We start from the raw sequence: 19814 nt of genomic DNA, 5'->3' as shown, positions 1-19814 counted from the left end.
GGAACTCCAGGTACAAGAATGGTGGAGACGCTGCCTTCAGACGCTAGATGGCAGGCGAGCACCGCAGCATCGTGGAGACCGTGCAAAAGGGCGCCGTGGCGTTGTGTCCGCCGACAGCGTCGGGTCCGGCGCGGCTACTGCGGCGGGCCGAACTGGCACATACGCAACCGCAACCAGGTGACGAGGCGGGTGTCCGGATCGTCCAGGTCGAGCGCGAACAGTTCTTGTATTCGTCGAATGCGATAGCGCAGCGTGTTCTCGTGCACGGCGAGCTCGCTGGACGCACGAGCGGCCTCACCGAACGCGTCCAGGAACACCAGCAACGATTGAGCGTAGGCCGTGTCATGCTGCTGATCGTGCTCGATGATCCTCGCGACCGGGTCGGGCGGCAGGTCGATCGTCGCGACTCCGCGTTCGGCCAGCGCCAGCAGTAGCACCCGGCTGCGAACCTCGTCCACCGTCGCGACCCGGATCTGGTCCACGTCCGCGGCGAGTGCGCGCAGCACGCGGTCCGCGCTGCGACGCCCGGCCGGGACCTCGTCCAACCGCAGGGACGGCGTGCCGATACCGACGTGCAGAACCAGCCCGGCCGTGCGGTGCACCGTCGTGGCCACGTCCTCGGCGAACTTCGTCACTCGCTGGTGTGCGCGCGGGTCGGTTCGGGTGGGGATCAGTGCGTACACCAGGTCGCCCGCCGTTGTGCACAGCGCCTGTGGGTGCCACGCCTCGCAGTACAGGCTCACCAGATCGACGATGCGGGCGCTGCGCAGCCCGGACGACTCGCCGTCGGGGGTATGGGCGATCGCCAGCACGCACGTTGGGGTGTCGACGGCGATGCCCAGTTGGGTGGCCGCGATCCGCCCAGTGGTGCCGCCGTCCAGCAGCGACGCCAATGCCTCGACCCGGCTCCAGCGATCCGGGTTGCGGTGCGCGCGAGCCCGTAGCAGGTGCAGCGCGGTGACCTTTGCTGCCTCTTCCAGGGCCTCCGCGGCGCCCTCACCCAATGGCGGCGTGCCGTCGATTGCCCACAGCGTGCCCAGGACCTGAGGTCCCGCGCGTACCGCAGTCGCCAGGCGAGGGCTGTGCTCCGGGTCTGGGTTCTTGAAGCGCACCGGCCCGTCCGCTCGACACACCCGCTGGTAGTGCGCGTCGTTGGTGGGACGGTCCGGCGTCATCCGCCCGAGGATGCCCTGCTGGCGGGTCACGTCGATGTGCTGGTGCGGCAGGTTGGAGTACGCGAGGACGTGCCCCTGTGGGTCCTCGATCGTGATGGCGCCGCCCACGCTGTACGCGATCGCGTTGGCCAGCGCGAACAGGTCGCCGACACCAACCGAGGCGTAGCTGTCCCGGCCCGGGTCGGCCGCGGCCGCCGCGGTGATCAGCGCGTCCAGGTGCCGCCAGGGCATGTCGTCCGGCGCGACCAGAAGAGCGATGTCGGCCTCCTGCGCTGTCTGCGCGGCCGCAGCGAGGTCTCGGCCGCGCGCCTTGAGCACAACCGTGGCGTAGCGGGCGGCGCCGGCCTGCTTGATGGCGTCCAGCGTCGCGTCGTCGTCCGGAGCGCCGCCGACGATGAGCAGCACACCATCGGCCTGGTCCTGTACCCGTTCACCGAGGTCGTGGATCACCGGCTCGCCGACGTGGACGTCGTCGCCGTGCGGCGCGAATTCCAGGTGCAGGACGAGCGGCCCCAGGGTCTCCAGCAGCTTGCCGAGTGTAGTTCTGCCGCGCCAGGCAGGACCGTCCACCGGATCCCTGGCGTTGCTCGTCGCTCCCGCAGAACTCACCACTGCTCCATTGTAGGATTGTGCCGGTATACCTCATGGCCGCCCACGTAGGCGGCCTCGACGCGCTGCATCACGTCAAGCGGGTCCCCGGTCCAGATGCAGAGGTTGGCCTCTTTGCCCGGCTCCAGCGAGCCGATCCGGTCGGCGACCCCCAGGATCTCGGCCGGGTTGATCGTCAGGGCCTCGAGCGCGACCGTGGGGTCCAACCCGTCGCGGACGGCGAGCGCGGCCTGGTAGGGCAGGAACTGTACCGGGACGACCGGATGATCGGTCGCGATCGCCACCTTCACCCCCGCGGCAGCCAGGATGCCGGCGGTGCGCAGGGACCGGTTGCGCAGCTCGTTCTTGGAGCGGGCGACGATGAGCGGGCCGAGGATGACCGGGATGCCGCGCGCGGCCAGTTCGGCCGCAAGCCCGGCAGCCTCGGTGCCGTGGTCGATCACCAGGCGGTAGCCGAACTCGTCGGCGATCCGCAGTGCTGTGGCGATGTCGTCGGTGCGATGCACGTGTTGGCGCCAGGGGATCTCGCGGCGCAGGACCATCGCGATTGCTTCGAGGTCCAGGTCAGTCGACTCCGGCGGGTGGGCGAGATAGGCCCGGGCGCGGGTGAGCGCCTGGCGAATGACGGCGGCCGTTCCCATCCGGGTGCTCGGTAGCCGGTGCTTGTCGCCGTAGGCCTTCTTCGGGTTCTCGCCGAGCGCGGACTTCAGCCCGCAGGGCGCGGCGAGCACCATCTCGTCGACGGTGGCGCCGTGCGTACGCAGTGCGATGCTCTGTCCGCCGATCGGGTTGGACGAACCCGGGTTGACCCCGACCGCGAGCACACCGCCGGCGACCGCGTCGCGCATCGCCGGGTCAGCCGGGTTGATCGCGTCCAGCGCGCGGATGCGTGCGGTCACTGGGTCCGTGGACTCGTCGTGATCGTCGCCGGCCCAACCGGCGCCGTCCTCCAGAGTGCCGATGTGCGAGTGTGCGTCGACGATGCCGGGCAGCACCCAGCGTCCTGTTGCGTCCACTACTCGCGCATTGGACGGGATCGGCAGCCCGGCGTCTCCGATCGCGCTGATGCGGCCGTCCGCGACGAGGACCACTCCGCCGTCGATCACCGGCCCGCGTACTGGCACGACGCGGCCGCCGATGACGGCCAGTGGTTGGGAATCCACGTGGATGTACCTCCGAGTCGGCTCGGAGTGAGGTTGTCACGCTGCCGGCGTCCTGATCATCGTCGAGTTCGAGCATGCGAGACCGGCGACGTTGTCGAGTCGCACAGAGCGCAGCAGCGGAACCGGCTGAAAGACTGCCAGCCATGAGTCAACGCATTGCGAGGCCGCGGACAGTGTTCATCAGCGGGCTGCCGCTAGGCCCGGCGAAACAGGACCAGCCGTGATCGATTCGTGGTTGAAGGCCGAGATCGAGGCCGTGCCGTCGTATTCCGCATTCGCCGGGGTGGACGAGATCGTAGACGCGATGCGCGCAATCCGCGCCGAGTACCCCGACCTCGCGCAGCTACGCCGAATCGGGACGTCCCGGCTGGGCGAGCCGATCGAGTCGCTCACCATCGCCGGCGGCGGCAGGCATGCGGTCGTCTTCGCGTTTCCTCACCCCAACGAGCCGATCGGCGGGCTCAGCGCGCTGCACCTGGCTCGGCGGCTGTGCGCAGACGCGGTCCTGCGCGCATCGTTCGACCTGACCTGGCACATCGTCGGCTGTATCGATCCGGACGGCACGCGGCTGAACGAGGGCTGGTTCGCGGGGCCGTTCACCCGTACCCACTACGCGCGGCATTTCTACCGCCCCGCCGGGCGCGAGCAGATCGAGTGGACGTTCCCGTTCCAGTACAAGCGGGCCTACTTCGACGACGTCCTGCCCGAGACGCTGGGTTTGATGCGGTTGATCGACCGGACCCGGCCTGCGTTCATGTGCTCGCTGCACAACACCGAGCTCGGCGGCGTCTACTACTACCTGTCCCAGCCGGTGACCGAGCTGTACCCGACGCTGCAGGCGATTCCGGCCCACCTCGGCCTGCCGTTGCACCACGGCGAGCCCGAGTCGCCGTCGATGGTCAGCCTGGCCGACGGCATCTTCCCGGAGATGCGTACCGACCGGATGTACGACTACCGCGAGAGCATCGGAGAGGACCCCTCCGGGCTGCGCTGCGGGGCTACGAGCTCGGAGTACGCGTCGCAGTACGGCACGTTGACACTGATCGGCGAGCTGCCGTACTGGTCGGACCCGACAGCCGACGACACAACGCCCACCGACACCAGCTACGCGACGGCGATACGGCAGCAGGGCGAGGGGCTGCGCGAGTTCCTGGCGCTCACGACCGACGTCCTGGAAGCGGTTGGTCCGCAGCTGTCGACGAACTCGCCCTTCGTGCGGGCGAGCCGCTACTTCATCCCGGCACTGTCGCGGATGCCGGACAGCAATTCACGCCGCGCCGACGAGGCGTCGGCGCAACGGCCCGCGACCATGGCCGAGGTCACGTCCTGCGCCGACGTCGTGCACAGTTTCCGGCTACGCTACGGCGGGATGCTGCTGCGCGCCCTGGACGGCGAGTTGGCCGTCGGCAACGGGACGCCGACGATCCGCAGCGAGCGGGAGCGACTCGCGGACAGCTACGAGCGATGGTGCGCCTTGGCCGAGCAGGCGACGCCGGCCGAACCCCTGCCGATCCGCTCGCTGGTCGCGACGCAGTACGCGGCGATGCTCGCGACCGCACGGCAGGCTGCCGGCCGATGAGTCGTGACGAGCTGCGCAGTCCGCGGATCGAGCGACTGCGCACGGATGTCGCGGTCGGCGTGCAGGACGCGACCGCCCGGTTCTGGGATGAATGCGCCGAGCGCGGGGCTCCGCTGGTCGAGCCGATCGAGGAAGAGCCGGGCTTCCGGCTGGTCACCTTCGTCTGGCGGGACGAGACGGGCTGCGCCGAGAACGTCGTCGTCTTCGGCGGACCCGCGGTGTGGTGGGACATCCCCGGCAACGCGTTCGAGCACGTGCCGGGGACCGACGTCTGGTACCGCACGTACCGGGTGCGGGCGGACATGCGCGGGCGCTACGTCATCTCGCCGAACGACCCGATGACCCCGTTGCCCCGCGAGGGGACGCCCGAGGTCACCGACCGGGAGAAGACCTTCCGTCCCGACCCGTTCAACCCGAAGTCCCTGGTCCTCCCCAAGATCGCCGGTGACCCGGTCTCGGTCGAGCGGCGCTTCTCGGTTCTGGAACTTCCGGACTGCCCGCCGCAGCCCTGGGCGGCCCCGCGCGAGGGTGTTCGCGCCGGAACCGTCCGCCGTGTGCAGTTCACCAGCAAGATCTTCGACAACACCCGGCGTGTCTGGGTGCACACGCCGCATGGCTACGAGGAGTCGGCGTCGTCACCGTACGGCTTGGCCGTGCTGTTGGACGGCCGGATCTGGGCCGAGGTGCTGCCGATCGCGCCGACGCTCGACAACCTCCTGGACGCGGAGCGCATCCCCCCGCTGGTCACCGTTCTGGTCGATACGCTGGACTTCCGGACGCGTGCGCGCGAGCTGACCCTGAACGAGGACTTCCCACGCATGCTCGCCGAGGAGTTGCTGCCCTGGGTGCGCGAGCGGTGGCACGTCACCGACGACCCCAGGCGCACCCTGATCCAGGGGCAGAGTTACGGCGGGCTGGCGGCAGCGTTCACCGCGCTGCGCATCCCGCACCTCTTCGGCAACGCCAGCATCCACTCCGGCTCGTTCTGGTGGGCGCCGGTCGGCACAGCCGAGGCTGAGACCGAGTGGGTGGCTCGGCAGTACGCAGTCGCTGATCATCGTCCGGTGCGCTTCTACCTCGAGATCGGGCTGCAGGAGGGGCCGACAATGGTCCCCACCAGCCGCCACCTGCGCGACGTGCTCGAGGCGAAGGGAAACGAGGTGCACTACCGCGAATACAACGGCGGCCACGACGCGAACTGCTGGCGCGGCGGGATCGCCGACGCGCTGCAACTTCTTACCCCCACGTGGGGCCATGATGCCTGAGCGGTTCGCGATCGTCGGCGCGCGCGTCATGCCGATCACCGGTGCGGTGATCGACAACGGTGCGGTGATCGTCGCGGGCGGCCGGATCGAATCCGTCGGTACGGCAGACTCCGTTCCCGCGCACCTGTCGCGGGTCGACGCGACCGGGCGGTGGCTGCTGCCCGGACTGGTCGATGCGCACACCCGGCTGGGCATTGTCGAGGAGGCCAACGGCTGGTCCGGCGCCGACGCGGCGGAACCGGCGAGCGCGGCGAACGCCGGCCTGCGGGCGCGGGATGCGGTGTCGCCGTCGGACCTCGGCCTGCAGGACGCGATCTCCGGTGGTGTCCTCGCGGCAGGCGTGGACCCGTCTACCCGCGCCCCCATCGGCGGGCAGAGCGTCGCGATCCGCTGTTGGGGCACAACAGTGGACGAGATGGTCCTGCGTGACCCGTGCGGCGTGCGCGCCGCGCTGGGCGAGCAACCAAAGCGCACCGACGACACGTTTCCCATCACGCGCATGGGCGTCGCCGCCGTGATCCGCGCCGCGCTCGTCGCCGCACGCGGCCGGCTGGACGATCCGGATGCGGCGGAGGGTTCGGAGCAGGCCGCACTCGCCGCGGCGCTGCGGGGCGAGATCCCGTGGCGACAGCACGCACATCGGGCCGATGACATCGCGACGGCCCTGCGCATCGCCGACGAGTTCGGTCTTCGGCTGGTGATCGACCGGGGCACGGAGGCGGACCGACTCGCCGGCGAGCTCGCCGGACGCGGCATCCCGGTCGTCGTCGGTCCGTTGACGGTGAACCGGCGCGGCGTCGAGATGAAGAACCGCTCGCTGCAGACGGCACAGAGGCTCGCCGCCGCGGGCGTGCGCATCGCGTTCACCACCGGCGCGGGCACCGTCCCGGTGCAGTTCCTGGCGCACCAGGCTTCCTTCGCGGTCCGCGAGGGTCTCGACCGCGACACCGCGCTCGCCGGGCTGACGATCGAGCCGGCCCGGATCCTCGGCGTCGAGGACCGGATCGGGTCGCTCGAACCGGGCAAGCACGCTGACCTGTGCCTCTGGTCGGGTGACCCGCTCGACCCGCGGCACCGTGTCGTCACCGCCTACCTCGGCGGGCGCGAGATCTACCGCTTCGACCCCGGCGCGGGCGTCGGTCGTTTCGGTGACCTCGTCTGGCTGCCGTGAGCGATGACGCCTTATGCGCACCTGCGCGGTCGGCTCATCATGGAGGGCCGCAAGATTGCTCGCTCATCATTGGCCATCTGCACGATGCGGGCCCCTCGACGCCTAGGTCAGGCTGGGCGGCATGCGTGACGTCGACGATCAGGTACTTGCCCTCCTGCGCGAATCGCCACTGGTGGACGGCCACAACGACCTGCCGTGGGTGCTGTGGAAGCGAGCGGAGCGCGACCTGGACCGGCTGGACGTGGCTCGTTCGCAGCCGACCCTGCACACCGATCTCGAGCGGTTGCGCACCGGCGGGGTCGGTGGGCAGTTCTGGTCCGTCTTCGTCGAGTGCGCGCTGTCGGGTCCGGACGCGGTCTCGGCGGTCCTGGAACAGGTGTTCCTGGTCCGTCGGATGTGCGAACGCTATCCGGAGCATCTGCGGCTGGCCACCACTGCCGACGAGGCCCGCAAGGCCTTCGCGGACGGGCGCATCGCGTCGCTCCTCGGCGCCGAGGGCGGACACTGCATCGACAACTCACTGTCGGTGCTGCGCACACTGCGGCTGCTGGGAGTTCGCTACTTGACGCTGACACACGCCAAGAACGTCGGTTGGGCGGACGCCTCGACCGACGAGCGCGTGGTCGGTGGCCTCAGCGAATTCGGCCGCGAGGTGGTGCGCACGATGAACGAGATCGGGATGCTCGTCGACCTGTCTCATGTCGCGACCGAGACGATGCACGCAGCGCTGGACGTCACCACTGTCCCTGTGCTGTTCACCCACTCGTCGTGCCGGGCGTTGACCGACAATCCGCGAAACGTGCCCGACGATGTTCTGCTCCGGCTGCGGGACAACGGGGGCGTGTGCATGATCACCTTCGTCCCGCAGTTCGTCGCGCAGGACGTGTCGGACTGGTACGCCGAAGCCGCGAGCCGCGGTAAGGAGTGGGCCGCCGCGCACCCGCAGCCTGCTGCGACCCTGAGTCAGGTGGCTGACCACGTCGAGTATGCGCGCGCGGTGATGGGCGTGGAGCACGTCGGTATAGGCGGAGACTTCGACGGTGTCGGTGTGATGCCGCAGGGTCTGGACGACGTCTCCTGCTATCCGGCGCTACTCACCGAGCTGGCGCGCCGGGGCTGGAGCAGTGCCGAGCTGCGCGCCGTCGCCGGAGGCAATGTGCTGCGTGTGCTGAGCGATGCCGACCAGTGCTGAGACCGCAGTAGGTTACGGACGGAGCGAAGCCGGCGTGACTCTGACGGCCGACGAGGCGAGGCAGCGCTGCGCGCTGATCACCGTCTCACACTACGACCTTCGCTTCGACCTCGGCGACTTCGCGGACACTGGTGCGTTCCGCGCGCGGTCCGTGGTTCGGTTCCTCTGCGACGAACCGGGTGCGAGCACGTGGATAGACCTGGTTTCGCGCACCGTGGACCGGGTGCAGCTCAACGGGGTTGAGCTCGACCCCTCGGCTGTGGTCCACGGCGAGCGCGTCGAGTTGCCGGGGCTGTCCGGCTACAACGTCCTCCTGGTCGAGTCGACCCACGACGCCGGCAGCGGTCGCGGGCTGTCCCGTAGCGTCGACTCCAGCGACGGCACTGTCTACGCATGGACGCAGTTCCAACCCTACGACGCGCGCCGCGCGTTCGCCTGCTTCGACCAGCCAGACCTCAAGGCACCTTTCACGATCTCCGCCGTCGTCCCGCGGGCGTGGACCTGCGTCAGCAACGGCGTCGCCTGCCTGGTCGCGGACAACTCCCGCACCCGTACCTGGACCTTCACCGAGACGCCACCGCTCGCCACCTACGTCGTCGCCCTGTGCGCAGGAGCGTTCCATGTCGTCAGCGGGCACGCCGACGACGTGACGATCCGGCTGCACGCCCGCCAGTCGCTCGCCGCGCTGCTCGAACGGGACGCAGGCGAGCTGATCGACCTCACCCGCCAGGGGCTGGAGTTCTTCGGACGCGAATTCGGGCTGCCCTACCCGTCCGTCTCCTACGACTATGTGTTCCTCCCGGACCAGCCCGGCGCCATGGAGAACTTCGGCTGCGTCACGTGGGGCGACGGCGCGCTTTACCGCTCCGCGCCGACCGACGCACAGCGGGCGCGGCGCACCTCGGTACTGCTGCACGAGATGGCGCACATGTGGTTCGGCAACCTGGTCACCCCAGCCTGGTGGGACGGGCTGTGGCTGAACGAATCGTTCGCGACGTGGGCGGGTACCTGGGCGGCCTGCTCCCTCGCCGGTAGCACCGATCCGTGGATGCGGTTCCTGATGACCCGGGAGGCGCGGGCCTACTCCGCGGACGAGTCGGTCACCAGCCACCCGATCGCCGTCGAGATCGTGGACGTGGATGCCGCCGAGGCGAACTTCGACATGGTCACCTACGTGAAGGGCGCCAGTGTGTTGCGCCAGTTGGTCGCCTGGGTCGGCGAGGCCCAGTTCGTCGACGGACTGCGGCGCTACTTCAAGCGCTACGCCTGGCAGAGCGCCGACCTGGGTGCCTTGCTCGACGAGGTCGGGCAAGCCAGTGGCCGCGACCTGCGCGCGTGGGCCGATGAGTGGCTGTACCGGGCCGGCGTCAACACGCTCGAGGTCGTCGCACCGGTACGAGCTGGCCGCTACGGCGAGGTGAGTGTCCGGCAGTACGGCGGTGGCGGTCCACGCCCGCACCGCATCGGGCTGGGCATCTACGACAACTCATCCGGCGACGCACTGGAGCTCAGGGAGACGATCGAGCTGGACCTCACCGCGCCGACGAGCACTGTCAAGGCGCTGGCGAGTGCGCGGCCGGCGGCAGTGCTGTTGCCCAATGACGGGAACCTGACGTTCGCGAAGGTCCGCCTCGACGACACGTCGGCGCGTGGCCTGATCGCCGGCGCGCACACGCTGCCGACGTCACTGTCGCGCGCGGTTGCCTTGACCGCATTGCGCGGGATGGTCTTCGACGGCCAGCTGGCCGCGGCCGACCTGGTCCGCGTCGCCATGCGCTGCGTGCTCATTGATCCGGACGCGGCGGCGGTGAGCCAACTGCTGGCTGTCGCCGTTGAGGCCGCCACTGTTTTCTCGCCTGCCCACGCTCGCGACGAGGCGTTGCAAGAGGTGGCTGGCGGCTGCGTGACCGCCTACGCCGCAGGCACGGATACGGAGATGCGGCGAACGCTGGCGCTGGGCCTTGCCCAGTCCGCTACATCGGAGGAGCAGCTCGCCGCACTCCAAGAACTGCTGCCAACGGCCGACGAGAGTCTGCGCTGGGCAGCCTTGACTCGGCTCGCGGCGCTGGGGCGGCTTACCGAGGACATGGTGGTTGCGCAGCTTGACCGCGATCCGAAGCCCGACACGACGGCCCGGGCGGCAGCCGTGCGCGCGGCCTGCCCTGAGACCGCGGCCAAGGCGGCCGCGCTCGAGCGGATACTCGGCGACCGCCAACTGCCCGTATCGATCGTGCGGCAACTGGCGGATGCCCTGTGGCAACCGGGACAGGAGGATTTGCTGCGGCCGTTCGCGGCGCAGTACCTCGCCGCGTTGCCGGAGTTGCTCGCAGACACATCCTCGGCGTCGCTTCGCAACATCGTCGGCCACACGTTCCCGAGCTTCGGCATCGATGACGAGTTCCTCGAGCGTGCTCGCCGGATCGAGGCCAGGCTGGACGCGCCGCTTGCTGCGCGCAACAGCCTGACCGACAAGCTCTGGTTCATCGAAGGTGTCCTCCGTGCTCGGAAGGTGCAGAGAGCACCGAGAGGCCGGGCAGCAGCGCCCGGGCCGGCGTAGCCAGCCCACCGCCTGGTCGACGCACGGGTGGGTTGTCGGTGTCGACAACGTCGGCGAAGCCATTTCTGGTCTCTCCGATAAGGTTGCGGATCCCCGGTCGCGCGCAGGATGTTGCCGACCGAGCCTGGGAGGACATCACACCATGAACACATCTCGACCGCGCCGACTGCGTCGCCTGGGGGGAGTCCTCGCCGCGTTCGGCCTGATCCTCGCCGGTTGTGCCGGCAACAGTTCCCCCAGTGACGCCGACGGGGCGTTCTCGGTCGGCGTCCCAACGTTCTTCGTCAAGAACCTGACGCCGGGCAGCAGCGGCAGCAGTTACGTCGCCTACGCGCTCTGGTCGCCGCTGACCCGGGTCGACGGTCAGAGCGGCAAGCTGGAGATGCTGGTCGCCGAATCGATCGAGTCGACCGACAACGTGAACTGGACGGTCAAGCTGAAGAGCGGCTGGACGTTCCACGACGGCAGCCCGGTCACCGCCAAGTCGTTCGCGGACTCCTGGAACGCCACCGCTCTCGCGGCGAACGCACTCAGCAGCAACGCCAGCATGGCGATCTTCCAGGGCTACCCCGCGATGAACCCGGCGAAAGGCACGCAACCCGTGAAGACGCTGTCCGGCGTCCAGGTCGTCGACGACTCGACGCTGAAGCTCACCCTGAACAAGCCCAACGCGCTGCTCCCGTACATCCTGTCGCAGTCAGCGTTCGCCCCGTTGCCGGAGAGCGCAGCCAAGGACCTGAAGGCCTTCGCCACGCACCCCATCGGGAATGGTCCGTTCAAGACCAGTGGCTGGGAGGCCGGGGCTCAGGAGATCAAGCTGGAGCGGTACGACGGCTATGCCGGAACGAAGGCTGCCGCGGCCGGTGTCGACCTGCACGTGTACCAGCAGAACGGCGCGATCTACACCGACTTCCAGGCCGGCACGATCGACCTCGCGCTGCTCGACGGCGCGGATCTGGCCAAGGCCAAGAAGGACACTCCCGAGCAGGTCGTCGACGTCCAGTACCCGGCGATCGTCTACCTGAGTTTCCCCTTGTACGACAGCCGGTTCGCCAACCCCGAGCTCCGCAAGGCGATCTCGCTGGCCATCGACCGCGACGCGATCGTGAAGTCGCTGCTGGCCGGCAACGCGAAGGCCGCGACCGGTCTCGCGCCGCCGACGCTGACTGGCGGTGGTGACGCGAAGTGCGAGAGCTGCACCTTCGACCCGCAGAAGGCCAAGGCGGCGCTGCAGGCGGCCGGTGGCTGGAACGGCCCGCTGGTGCTCTACACCTACCAGGACCCGACCAACGAGAAGGTGCTGCAGGCAATCGCGAACCAGTTGCGGACGAACCTCGGCATCGCCAACGTCACCTTCGAGGCGCAGCCGATCGCCCAGCTGTACGACGGGTTCGACGGTAAGGCGGTCAAGGGTCCGAGCCTGCTGTACTCCGGTTCGCCGTACCCGCACATCTACGCGATGGCCGACCAGATGTTCTCGACCGGCGCCTCGCTCAACGTGACCGGCTACGACTCCAAGGCCTTCTCCGGACTGCTCGGTCAGGCCGCGTCGAGTAAGGACACCGCCGGGCTCGCCAAGCAGGCGGCCGAGCAGGCGCTGGCCGACGTACCGGTGGCTCCGCTCTATTGGCCGATCGGTGGTCTGGTCCACTCCGACCGGGTGAGCGACGTGGTGCCGGAGGTCCTCGGCGGCGCCCGGCTGGCGGTCGTCAAGGCGGGCTGACGATGACCGGCTATGTGATCCGCCGGCTGGCCGGCATGGTCCCGGTCGTTCTCGGTACGACGCTGCTCATCTTCGCCGCGGTCTATGCCTTGCCGGGTGACCCGATCAAGGCGCTGGCCGGTCCGGGACAGGTGCTGTCGCCATCGGTCGAGGACGCACTGCGGGAACGGTTCCATCTCGACCAGCCCCTCTGGGCGCAGTACGGCCATTACCTCGGCGGCCTGGTCCGCGGCGACCTCGGCATCGACCTGCAAGGAAACGAGGTCTCCGCCCTGGTCGCCCAGGCCTGGCCATACACGTTGCAACTCGGGCTGACGGCGTGGGCGATCATGGCGGTCGTCGGCATCTCGCTGGGCACGTACGCCGGGATGCGGCAGGGCGGCGCGGTCGACTGGGTGGTGCTCAGCGCGACCACTGTGGTCGTCGGGTTGCCGTACTTCGTGATCGCGTACGTCGCCCAGATCGTGTTCGGTGTCAACCTGGGCTGGTTCCCGACCTCCGGTGTGCGGGAGGGCTGGCCGGCCAGTTACTTGATGCCGGCAACGGTTCTCGCGCTGTTCGGGATCCCGGAGCTGGTCCGGCTGACCCGGGCCAGCATCATCGAGAACCGGTACGCCGACTACGTCGACACCGCGATCGCGAAAGGGCTGCCGCACCGGATGATCGTGATCCGGCACATCCTGCGGAACTCGCTCGTCCCGGTGGTGTCGGTTCTCGGGCTCAGCCTCGGTTACATGGTCAGCGGCACGGTGCTGATCGAGGGCATCTTCAACATCCCCGGTCTCGGGTATGTCGTCTTCAACGGCATCTCGCAGCAGAACGGGCCGGTCGTGGTCGGGGTCTGCAGCCTGCTGGTGCTCGTCTACCTGGTCGTCAATCTGCTCGTGGACATCGTCTACGGCCTGCTCGACCCGAGGATCAGCCTTGCCGGCCGCCGCTGAGACCCCGACCGTCGCCACCGTCCCGGTACGACGGCGCCGGCTGCTGCGCAAACCGAGGATCGTGATTCCGGCGGGCGTGGTGCTGGTGGTCCTGCTGGTGGCCGCCGTACCAGGGCTGTTCACCCAGACCGATCCGCGGGCCTGCGATCTCGGCAACAGCGGTACCGGGCCGGTCGCGGGTCATCCGTTCGGGTTCGACATCCAGGGCTGTGATCTCTACAGCAACGTCGTGTACGGCACGCGGTCCTCGGTGACGATCGGTTTCACCGTCACGGCCGGCTGCGTGCTGATCGCGTTGGTACTCGGGTGCCTAGCGGCGTACTACCGCGGCGTCGTGGATGCGGTGGTGAGTCGCACGATGGACATCTTCTTCGGCTTCCCGGCGCTGGTCGGGCAGGTGGTCATCCTCAACACGTTGCATCAGCGCAACGTCGTGGTGGTGTCCGCGGTGCTGATCCTGTTCGCCTGGCCGGGGATGACGCGGCTGATGCGTTCGGCGGCCCTGGCGACGGTCGACCTGGACTTCGTCAAGGCGGCTCGCGGTCTCGGGGCCGGGCCGGTCCGGGTGATCGTGCGGCACGTGCTGCCGAACTCGTTCGCGCCGATCCTGGCGGTGGCCAGCCTCGGCATCGGCGGGATCATCACCGCGGAGTCGGCGCTGACGTTCCTCGGGGTCGGCCTGCGGGCGCCGTCGATCTCGTGGGGTGTGCAGCTGAACCAGGCGCAGGACTCGTTCCGCGAGCATCCACATCTGTTGTTGTTCCCGTCGTTGTTCCTGTCCGTCACCGTCTTGGCGTTCGTGATGCTGGGCGACGCCTTGCGAGACGCCTTCGATCCGAGGTCGCGATGAAGACGATGGACTCCTTGCCTGACGCAACGCTCGCCGGTCCGGTGCTCGAGGTCTCGGATCTCAGTGTGGAGTTCCGGACTGCTCGCGGCTGGGGCGTCGCAGTGGATGGCGTTGATCTCGCGTTGCGCCCTGGCCGGACTCTGGCCGTCCTCGGTGAGTCCGGATCGGGCAAGAGCGCGACCGCGCGAGCGATCATGGGCGTGCTGCCGGCCCGGGTCGGGCGGGTCAGCCGGGGGCAGGTCGTTCTGCACGGTCGCGACATCCTGCAGCTGCCCGCGGAGGAACGTCGCACTGTCCGTGGCGCGCAGGTGGGCATGGTCTTCCAGGACGCGTTGTCCGCGCTGAACCCGGTGCTGCCGGTCGGCTACCAGATCGGCGAGGGCTGCCGCGTGCACCTCGGGATGTCGCGACGGGCGGCGCGGCAGCGGGCGATCGAACTGCTCGAGCTGGTCGGCATTCCGGACGCGCGCCGCCGGGTGAACGACTACCCGCATCAGTTCTCCGGCGGGATGAGGCAGCGGGTGATGATCGCGACCGCGCTGGCCGCCGACCCAGAGATTCTGATCGCCGACGAACCGACGACCGCGCTCGACGTCACCGTGCAGGCACAGATCCTGCAGCTACTCGCGAAACTCCAGGCCGATCGGCAGATGAGCCTGATGCTGATCACCCACGACATGGGCGTGGTCGCCGGCATGGCCGACGACATCCTGGTCATGTACGCCGGCCGCGTCGTCGAGCAAGGCCCTGCGGACCAGGTGTTCGACGCGCCGGCGCATCCGTACACCCAGGCATTGCTGGACTCGATCTGCAGGCCCGAGCAGAAGGGCAAACCGCTCCGCGTGATCAGCGGTCAGCCCCCGGACCCGGGCAACCTTCCGTCCGGTTGTGCCTTCCGCACGCGCTGTCCCAAGGCGGTCGACCTCTGTCAGACAAGTCCACCAGTCCTGCAGGTGTCGCACGATCACTCCGGTCGATGCCACTTCGCAGGAGGTGCCTGATGACCACCGTCCTGCGCGCTTCCGGGGTACGACGGACCTATCGCATCGGCGGACCGTTGAGCCGCGGGCTGGTGCGCGCGGTCGACGGGGTGAATCTGGAGTTGCAGGCGGGGGAGACCCTCGGGATCGTCGGCGAGTCCGGCTCCGGGAAGTCCACGCTGGCGCAGTTGCTGGTCGGGATGGAACGTCCGACCGACGGCACGATCGAACTGCTCGGGGATCCACTGCACCTGATGCGCGGTCGTCGGCTGCGGCAGGCACGGCGGGACATCCAGTTGGTCCACCAGGATCCGTACACGTCGCTGGATCCGCGGATGACGATCGGTGCGATCGTCCAGGAGCCGCTGGAGATCCATCCGGACGTGGTGCCGCGCGCCAAGCGTCGTACGGCGGTCGCCGAACTCCTGGAGATGGTCGGGCTGAACCCGGATCACCTGGAGCGGCTGCCGCATCAGTTCTCCGGTGGCCAACGGCAACGAGTCGGGATCGCTCGGGCGTTGGCCCTGCGGCCGAAGGTGCTGGTGTGTGACGAGCCGGTGTCGGCGCTCGACGTGTCGGTGCAGGCGCAGATCATCAACCTGTTGGAGCGGCTGCAACGTGAGCTGGGTCTGGCGTACGTCTTCATCGCGCACGACCTGGCTGTGGTGCAGCACATCGCCGACCGGGTCGCCGTGATGTACCTCGGCCGGTTCGTGGAGGAGGGGGGCTACGAGCAGGTGTACGAGCAGCCGCGTCATCCGTACACGAAGGCCCTGCTGGCCGCCGTACCGCAGCCGGATCGATCGGCTCGGCACCGGCCGCTGGAACTGGTCCTGCAGGGTGAGCCGCCCAGCCCGTTGAATCCACCGTCCGGTTGTCATTTCCGGACTCGCTGTTGGCAGGCGCAGGCCCGGTGCTCGGTCGACGATCCGGCCCTGCGGCGTGGTGTGGCTTGTCACTATCCATTGGGGGAGATCCATGCCGGCCGATCCTGAGCCAACTGGGAGATGCAGATGCTCTGGGTCCGTCGTCCTGACCTCCGACGGCGGCGCGCGCGCCGATCGAGGTGGTGCAGCCGCACCGGCACGCGCAGGTGCTCGGCACGCTCGGCAACACGACCGAGGCGGACGGTAAGACCGCGGGTGCACGCGGGGCTGGCTCTGGGTGCGGTCTCAGCTGAGGTGGCGGAGGTACTCCTTGTGATTGAGGGGGTTGCCGTCGGTTCGGGGACGGGCGCGGGTGGGTCCGGGGGCTGGGCTGTAGGTGGTCGAGGCGGTGGTGAGGATGCCTTCGCCGTGGGTTTTGCCGGCCGCGACCGATCACGACCGTGACGAACATCGGGCAGTTCGACCCGAGGCGAACCAGCCGGCGGTCGCGATCTCACCCGACGGCGCGGACGTGTACCTGACCTACAACGCGTTCCTGACGCCATGGCAGTCGACGACCGCGGCGCCACGGCCGATGCTGGGCGTCGTACGGCATGCGAACTCGTCGATCGGGCCCTTCACGACGCTGCACCGGGGCGCGAGCGGCGACGCCCGCGCGTCATGCGCCAACGGGCTGACCAGTGAGTTCCTGGGCGACTACAACTACGCGGTCGCCACCGAGTCCGCCGGCGTCGCGGTGTGGAACGACACCCGGGAGGCCGCGGACTGCCCGCCGACGTTCGGCAACACCGACATCTGGGGCCTGGCGATTACCGATCCCACAACCGATTGAACTAGTGCGGTCCCTGGTGCGCGTCGGCGTACCAGGGACTCTCGCCGCTGCCATTGAACTGGCCTGATTCTGCGCTGCACTATGGAGCTGAAGTCTGCGGGCGCATCGGCGGTGAGTGTGCAATGGCCGTGATCGAGAGTGTTGTCGGCCCCCGTTCGCGCTACCGCACTGCCTGGCTGGCGTGCGTTGTGTTCCTTGCCGTCGTGGGTGTGCTCTGCTCGTTCGTATTCGTCAGCTGGGACGCCAACCTTGCCGTGCTCGCGGTCGCCGCGAGCATGTACGCGTCGGTGCAGCTGCACATCGGCCTGGCGCAGGGACTGAAGCCACGGGCGCTCATCGGGTCTGCCCTGGAGGGATCCCTGCGTTTGGCTCTCGCGGCCCTGGCAGCGTGCGGATACGTCGGAGCAGTCGGGTCCTCCACGCTTCTGCTCGTCCTGGTGATCGCAGGCACGTCGCCACCTGTGGTGATCTATCTGTCGGAGTCGACGCCGGATCCTCGGGACGTCTGGTCGGCCACAGACGTGGGGGAGACCAAGAGCGGGGCTGTGCCCAGGCCGAAGCCGCAAGGCGGTGCCGGTGAACTCAGTGTCGAGGAGCTCTGCCTGGCTTGGCGGCGTAGCTTCACCGAACTGTCGTGTGCCCGGACGGACCAGGGACGTCTCGCGGTGGTGAGCGCGCGGGACAGCCTCCTGGGCGAACTCGAACAACGCGACCCGCAAGCCTTCGCCGAGTGGCTCGACTCCGGTCCACGCGCGGCGGGAGATCCGACCCGGTACTTCACGCACCGAGCCGACCGCCACGGCCAACCGGACTGACCCGGCACCGCTCCTGTGATAGTCGATCGAGGACGGCAGTGGTGCGCGGTCAGGCTGTTTCCCCGCCGCGGCGCGCTGGCCGGACAACTGCCGCTCGTGCTGGTCATGGTCGGCTACACCGTCGGCGGCCTGCTGCTCCTGTTCGGTGACTAGCGACCGCCCGGAAGGTCGCATGCGAGGTAGGATCGATTGCCGATATCGGTTTCGTCACGGCCCGGAGGTGGATCGGGATGCGGGAGTTCCAGCGGGGTGCGGTGCGGCTGCACATCCTGCACCATGCGGCCGAGGAAGAGATCCACGGCGCCTGGATGACCGAGGAACTGGCGCGGCACGGCTACAAGATCAGCCCCGGCACCCTGTACCCGACCCTGCACCGGCTGGAGAGCGACGGGTTGCTGGAGTCCGATCAGCGGGTGGTCGAGGGCAGGACCCGCCGGGTGTATCGCGCGACCGAGGCCGGCCGCCAAGCGCTGGCTGACGACCGCGAAGCTCTGGCCGAACTGGCGCGCGAAGTCCTCGGCGACGAGAAGCCCTGACTCGCGGTCGAAGATCCAGCCCAGCGTGGCGTGCGGCTCACCTGCTGGAGCGCGACTTGCTGGTGCCGTTGGCGTCTGGCCGGCGGGGCAGGGTGCGGAGGCGGTGGTCGGGCGTGAAGACCCGGCGGACGAGCCCGAGTGTGACCACGACGGTGGTGGAGGCGACCGAGGCGAGCACCAGGAACATGACGACTGCTTGCACCTGGACGGCTTGCACGGGTGAGACACCGGCCAGGATCAGGCCGGTCATCGCGCCGGGCAGGAAGACCAGCCCGGTCGCCTTGGTGGTTTCGATCTGCGGGGACAGCGCCGATCGCAACGCGGCCCGCACGTACGGTACTGCGGCTTGCCGGGACGGCTGGCCCAGCGCGAGCCTGGCCTCGACCTCGTCACGCTTGTCGCGCAGTTCGTCGACGAGCCGTCGGGCCGCGAGCACGGTGGCGGTCATCGAGTTGCCGACCATCATTCCGGCGATCGGCACCAGCGTGCGGCTCTCCAGCGGCAGCACCCGCAGCCCGAACACGACGCCCAGGGTGATCGCGGCCGCGACCGCGAAGGCCGCGATCGACAGCGTCGCGATCCGGGGGACCTCCGGCGCCCGTCGCCGCGCGACATCCCCGGCGTAGGCGACCATGCCGGCGGTCCACAGCCAGGACCACCACAGCGACCGGCCCGGTTCGAACAGCAGCGCGAGTGCCGCGCCGACCAGCAGCAACTGCACCAACGCGCGCGCCGCCGCCCACATCACTTGCCGGTGCAGGCCGAGCCGCTGCCACAACGACACCGCCGCGGCCACGCCGACCAAGGCCAGCGACGTTGCCAGCCCACCCCATCCCACGTCGCCGTTCACTGCCCCACCTCGCCCTGTCCCACCTCGCCGGAATCCGCCCGCCGAACAACCGGAGCGAGGCCGCTGCAGCGTCCCCGGTCGATCCGCAGGACCCGGTCCGCGACGCGGTGCACCTGCTCGGCGTCATGGGTCACCCACAACACCTCCAGACCGTCGCGAGCCAACTCGGTGACGGCCCGCTCGATCAGTTCCACGGCGGTGGCGTCGACGGCCGAGGTGGGCTCGTCGAGCAGCAGGACCCGCGGTTGCTTGATCAGCGTCCGCGCCAGGCAGACCCGTTGCGCCTCGCCACCCGACAGCGCGGTGGCATCGCGATCCAGCCACGAACCGGACAGGGCGACCCGGTCCAGCACCTGCTCCATCTCCTGATCAGTGGCGCCAGGAAGGGCGGCGCGCAGGTTGTCCGACACCGTCCCGGGGAACGGCGTCGGCCGCTGGAACACCATCCCGACCGTACGCCGCAGTACCAGCGGATCGAGCCCCGCCACCTCGGACCCACGCAACAACACCCGGCCCGCTGTCGGCACCTCGAGCCGGTTGCAGAGCCGAAGCAACGTGGTCTTTCCCGATCCTGACGGCCCGAACACCGCTGTCACACCGCTGCCTGGCACGTCTGCCGAGAAGCGATCCAGGGCACGGACGCCGTCACGCTCCACCACCACTTCCTCGAACGTGAACCCCTGCTCCAC

At 69.1% G+C, this 19814-nt stretch carries 18 protein-coding genes; 14 read left to right on the top strand and 4 right to left on the bottom strand.

All coding sequences use genetic code 11. The features are described 5' to 3' along the window. Window positions 1-134: 134 nt before the first annotated feature. Entirely contained in the window at window positions 135-1784 is a 1650-nt protein-coding gene (locus ABD255_RS17920; protein ID WP_344215267.1) for a PucR family transcriptional regulator, read from the bottom strand. Then, window positions 1781-2947 (bottom strand): amidohydrolase, encoded by a 1167-nt coding sequence (locus ABD255_RS17915; protein ID WP_344215265.1) that lies wholly within the window; start codon window positions 2945-2947, stop codon window positions 1781-1783. The genes ABD255_RS17920 and ABD255_RS17915 overlap by 4 nt, the downstream gene beginning before the upstream one ends. Before the next feature lie 220 nt (window positions 2948-3167). Between ABD255_RS17915 and ABD255_RS17910 the strand changes: the two genes are divergently transcribed. The 14 genes from ABD255_RS17910 (at window position 3168) to ABD255_RS17845 (ending at window position 18275) form a co-directional block, all read left to right on the top strand. Next, complete coding sequence (locus ABD255_RS17910; RefSeq protein ID WP_344215263.1) at window positions 3168-4526, top strand: M14 family zinc carboxypeptidase; 1359 nt, start codon at window positions 3168-3170, stop codon at window positions 4524-4526. Next, window positions 4523-5791 carry an enterochelin esterase gene (gene fes / locus ABD255_RS17905; protein ID WP_344215261.1) on the top strand — a complete coding sequence of 423 codons (1269 nt, stop codon included), beginning with the start codon at window positions 4523-4525 and terminating at the stop codon, window positions 5789-5791. The genes ABD255_RS17910 and fes overlap by 4 nt, the downstream gene beginning before the upstream one ends. Continuing rightward, window positions 5784-6962 carry an amidohydrolase family protein gene (locus ABD255_RS17900; protein ID WP_344215259.1) on the top strand — a complete coding sequence of 393 codons (1179 nt, stop codon included), beginning with the start codon at window positions 5784-5786 and terminating at the stop codon, window positions 6960-6962. Before fes ends, ABD255_RS17900 begins: the two co-directional genes overlap by 8 nt. 121 nt (window positions 6963-7083) lie before the next feature. Continuing rightward, the gene (locus ABD255_RS17895) at window positions 7084-8154 is read left to right on the top strand and encodes a dipeptidase (RefSeq protein ID WP_344215257.1); all 1071 of its coding nucleotides are present in this window, start codon (window positions 7084-7086) and stop codon (window positions 8152-8154) included. Between the two features lie 34 nt (window positions 8155-8188). After that, window positions 8189-10711, top strand: a complete 2523-nt coding sequence (gene pepN / locus ABD255_RS17890) for an aminopeptidase N (protein WP_344215255.1) — start codon at window positions 8189-8191, stop codon at window positions 10709-10711. A gap of 142 nt (window positions 10712-10853) precedes the next feature. Further along, entirely contained in the window at window positions 10854-12434 is a 1581-nt protein-coding gene (locus ABD255_RS17885) for a peptide ABC transporter substrate-binding protein (protein ID WP_344215253.1), read from the top strand. Window positions 12435-12436: 2 nt separating this feature from the next. Continuing rightward, window positions 12437-13375: an ABC transporter permease gene (locus ABD255_RS17880; RefSeq protein ID WP_344215251.1), complete on the top strand. Its 939-nt coding sequence runs from the start codon at window positions 12437-12439 to the stop codon at window positions 13373-13375. After that, on the top strand, window positions 13359-14225 hold the full coding sequence (locus ABD255_RS17875; RefSeq protein WP_344215249.1) for an ABC transporter permease: 867 nt from the start codon (window positions 13359-13361) through the stop codon (window positions 14223-14225). The genes ABD255_RS17880 and ABD255_RS17875 overlap by 17 nt, the downstream gene beginning before the upstream one ends. A 5-nt stretch (window positions 14226-14230) precedes the next feature. Beyond that, the gene (locus ABD255_RS17870) at window positions 14231-15226 is read left to right on the top strand and encodes an ABC transporter ATP-binding protein (RefSeq protein ID WP_425554444.1); all 996 of its coding nucleotides are present in this window, start codon (window positions 14231-14233) and stop codon (window positions 15224-15226) included. Then, on the top strand, window positions 15226-16200 hold the full coding sequence (locus ABD255_RS17865; protein ID WP_344215245.1) for an ABC transporter ATP-binding protein: 975 nt from the start codon (window positions 15226-15228) through the stop codon (window positions 16198-16200). The genes ABD255_RS17870 and ABD255_RS17865 overlap by 1 nt, the downstream gene beginning before the upstream one ends. A gap of 289 nt (window positions 16201-16489) precedes the next feature. After that, window positions 16490-16924, top strand: coding sequence for a hypothetical protein (locus ABD255_RS17860; RefSeq protein ID WP_344215243.1), 435 nt, complete (start codon window positions 16490-16492; stop codon window positions 16922-16924). Window positions 16925-17046: 122 nt separating this feature from the next. Further along, a complete protein-coding gene (locus ABD255_RS17855) occupies window positions 17047-17739 on the top strand; it encodes a hypothetical protein (RefSeq protein WP_344215241.1) in 693 nt (230 codons plus the stop codon). A gap of 15 nt (window positions 17740-17754) precedes the next feature. After that, window positions 17755-17892 carry a hypothetical protein gene (locus ABD255_RS17850; RefSeq protein WP_344215239.1) on the top strand — a complete coding sequence of 46 codons (138 nt, stop codon included), beginning with the start codon at window positions 17755-17757 and terminating at the stop codon, window positions 17890-17892. A gap of 77 nt (window positions 17893-17969) precedes the next feature. After that, window positions 17970-18275 carry an Rv3488 family transcriptional regulator gene (locus ABD255_RS17845; RefSeq protein ID WP_344215237.1) on the top strand — a complete coding sequence of 102 codons (306 nt, stop codon included), beginning with the start codon at window positions 17970-17972 and terminating at the stop codon, window positions 18273-18275. A 37-nt stretch (window positions 18276-18312) separates the two neighbouring features. On the opposite strand, the gene ABD255_RS17840 is transcribed toward ABD255_RS17845, so the two are convergent. After that, entirely contained in the window at window positions 18313-19125 is an 813-nt protein-coding gene (locus tag ABD255_RS17840) for an ABC transporter permease (protein WP_344215235.1), read from the bottom strand. Continuing rightward, window positions 19122-19814 carry an ABC transporter ATP-binding protein gene (locus tag ABD255_RS17835; protein ID WP_344215233.1) on the bottom strand — a complete coding sequence of 231 codons (693 nt, stop codon included), beginning with the start codon at window positions 19812-19814 and terminating at the stop codon, window positions 19122-19124. Before ABD255_RS17835 ends, ABD255_RS17840 begins: the two co-directional genes overlap by 4 nt.

Source organism: Kribbella sancticallisti (genome assembly GCF_039530625.1).
Taxonomy (GTDB): Bacteria; Actinomycetota; Actinomycetes; order Propionibacteriales; family Kribbellaceae; genus Kribbella; species Kribbella sancticallisti.
This window is presented reverse-complemented; position numbering and strand designations above follow the sequence as displayed.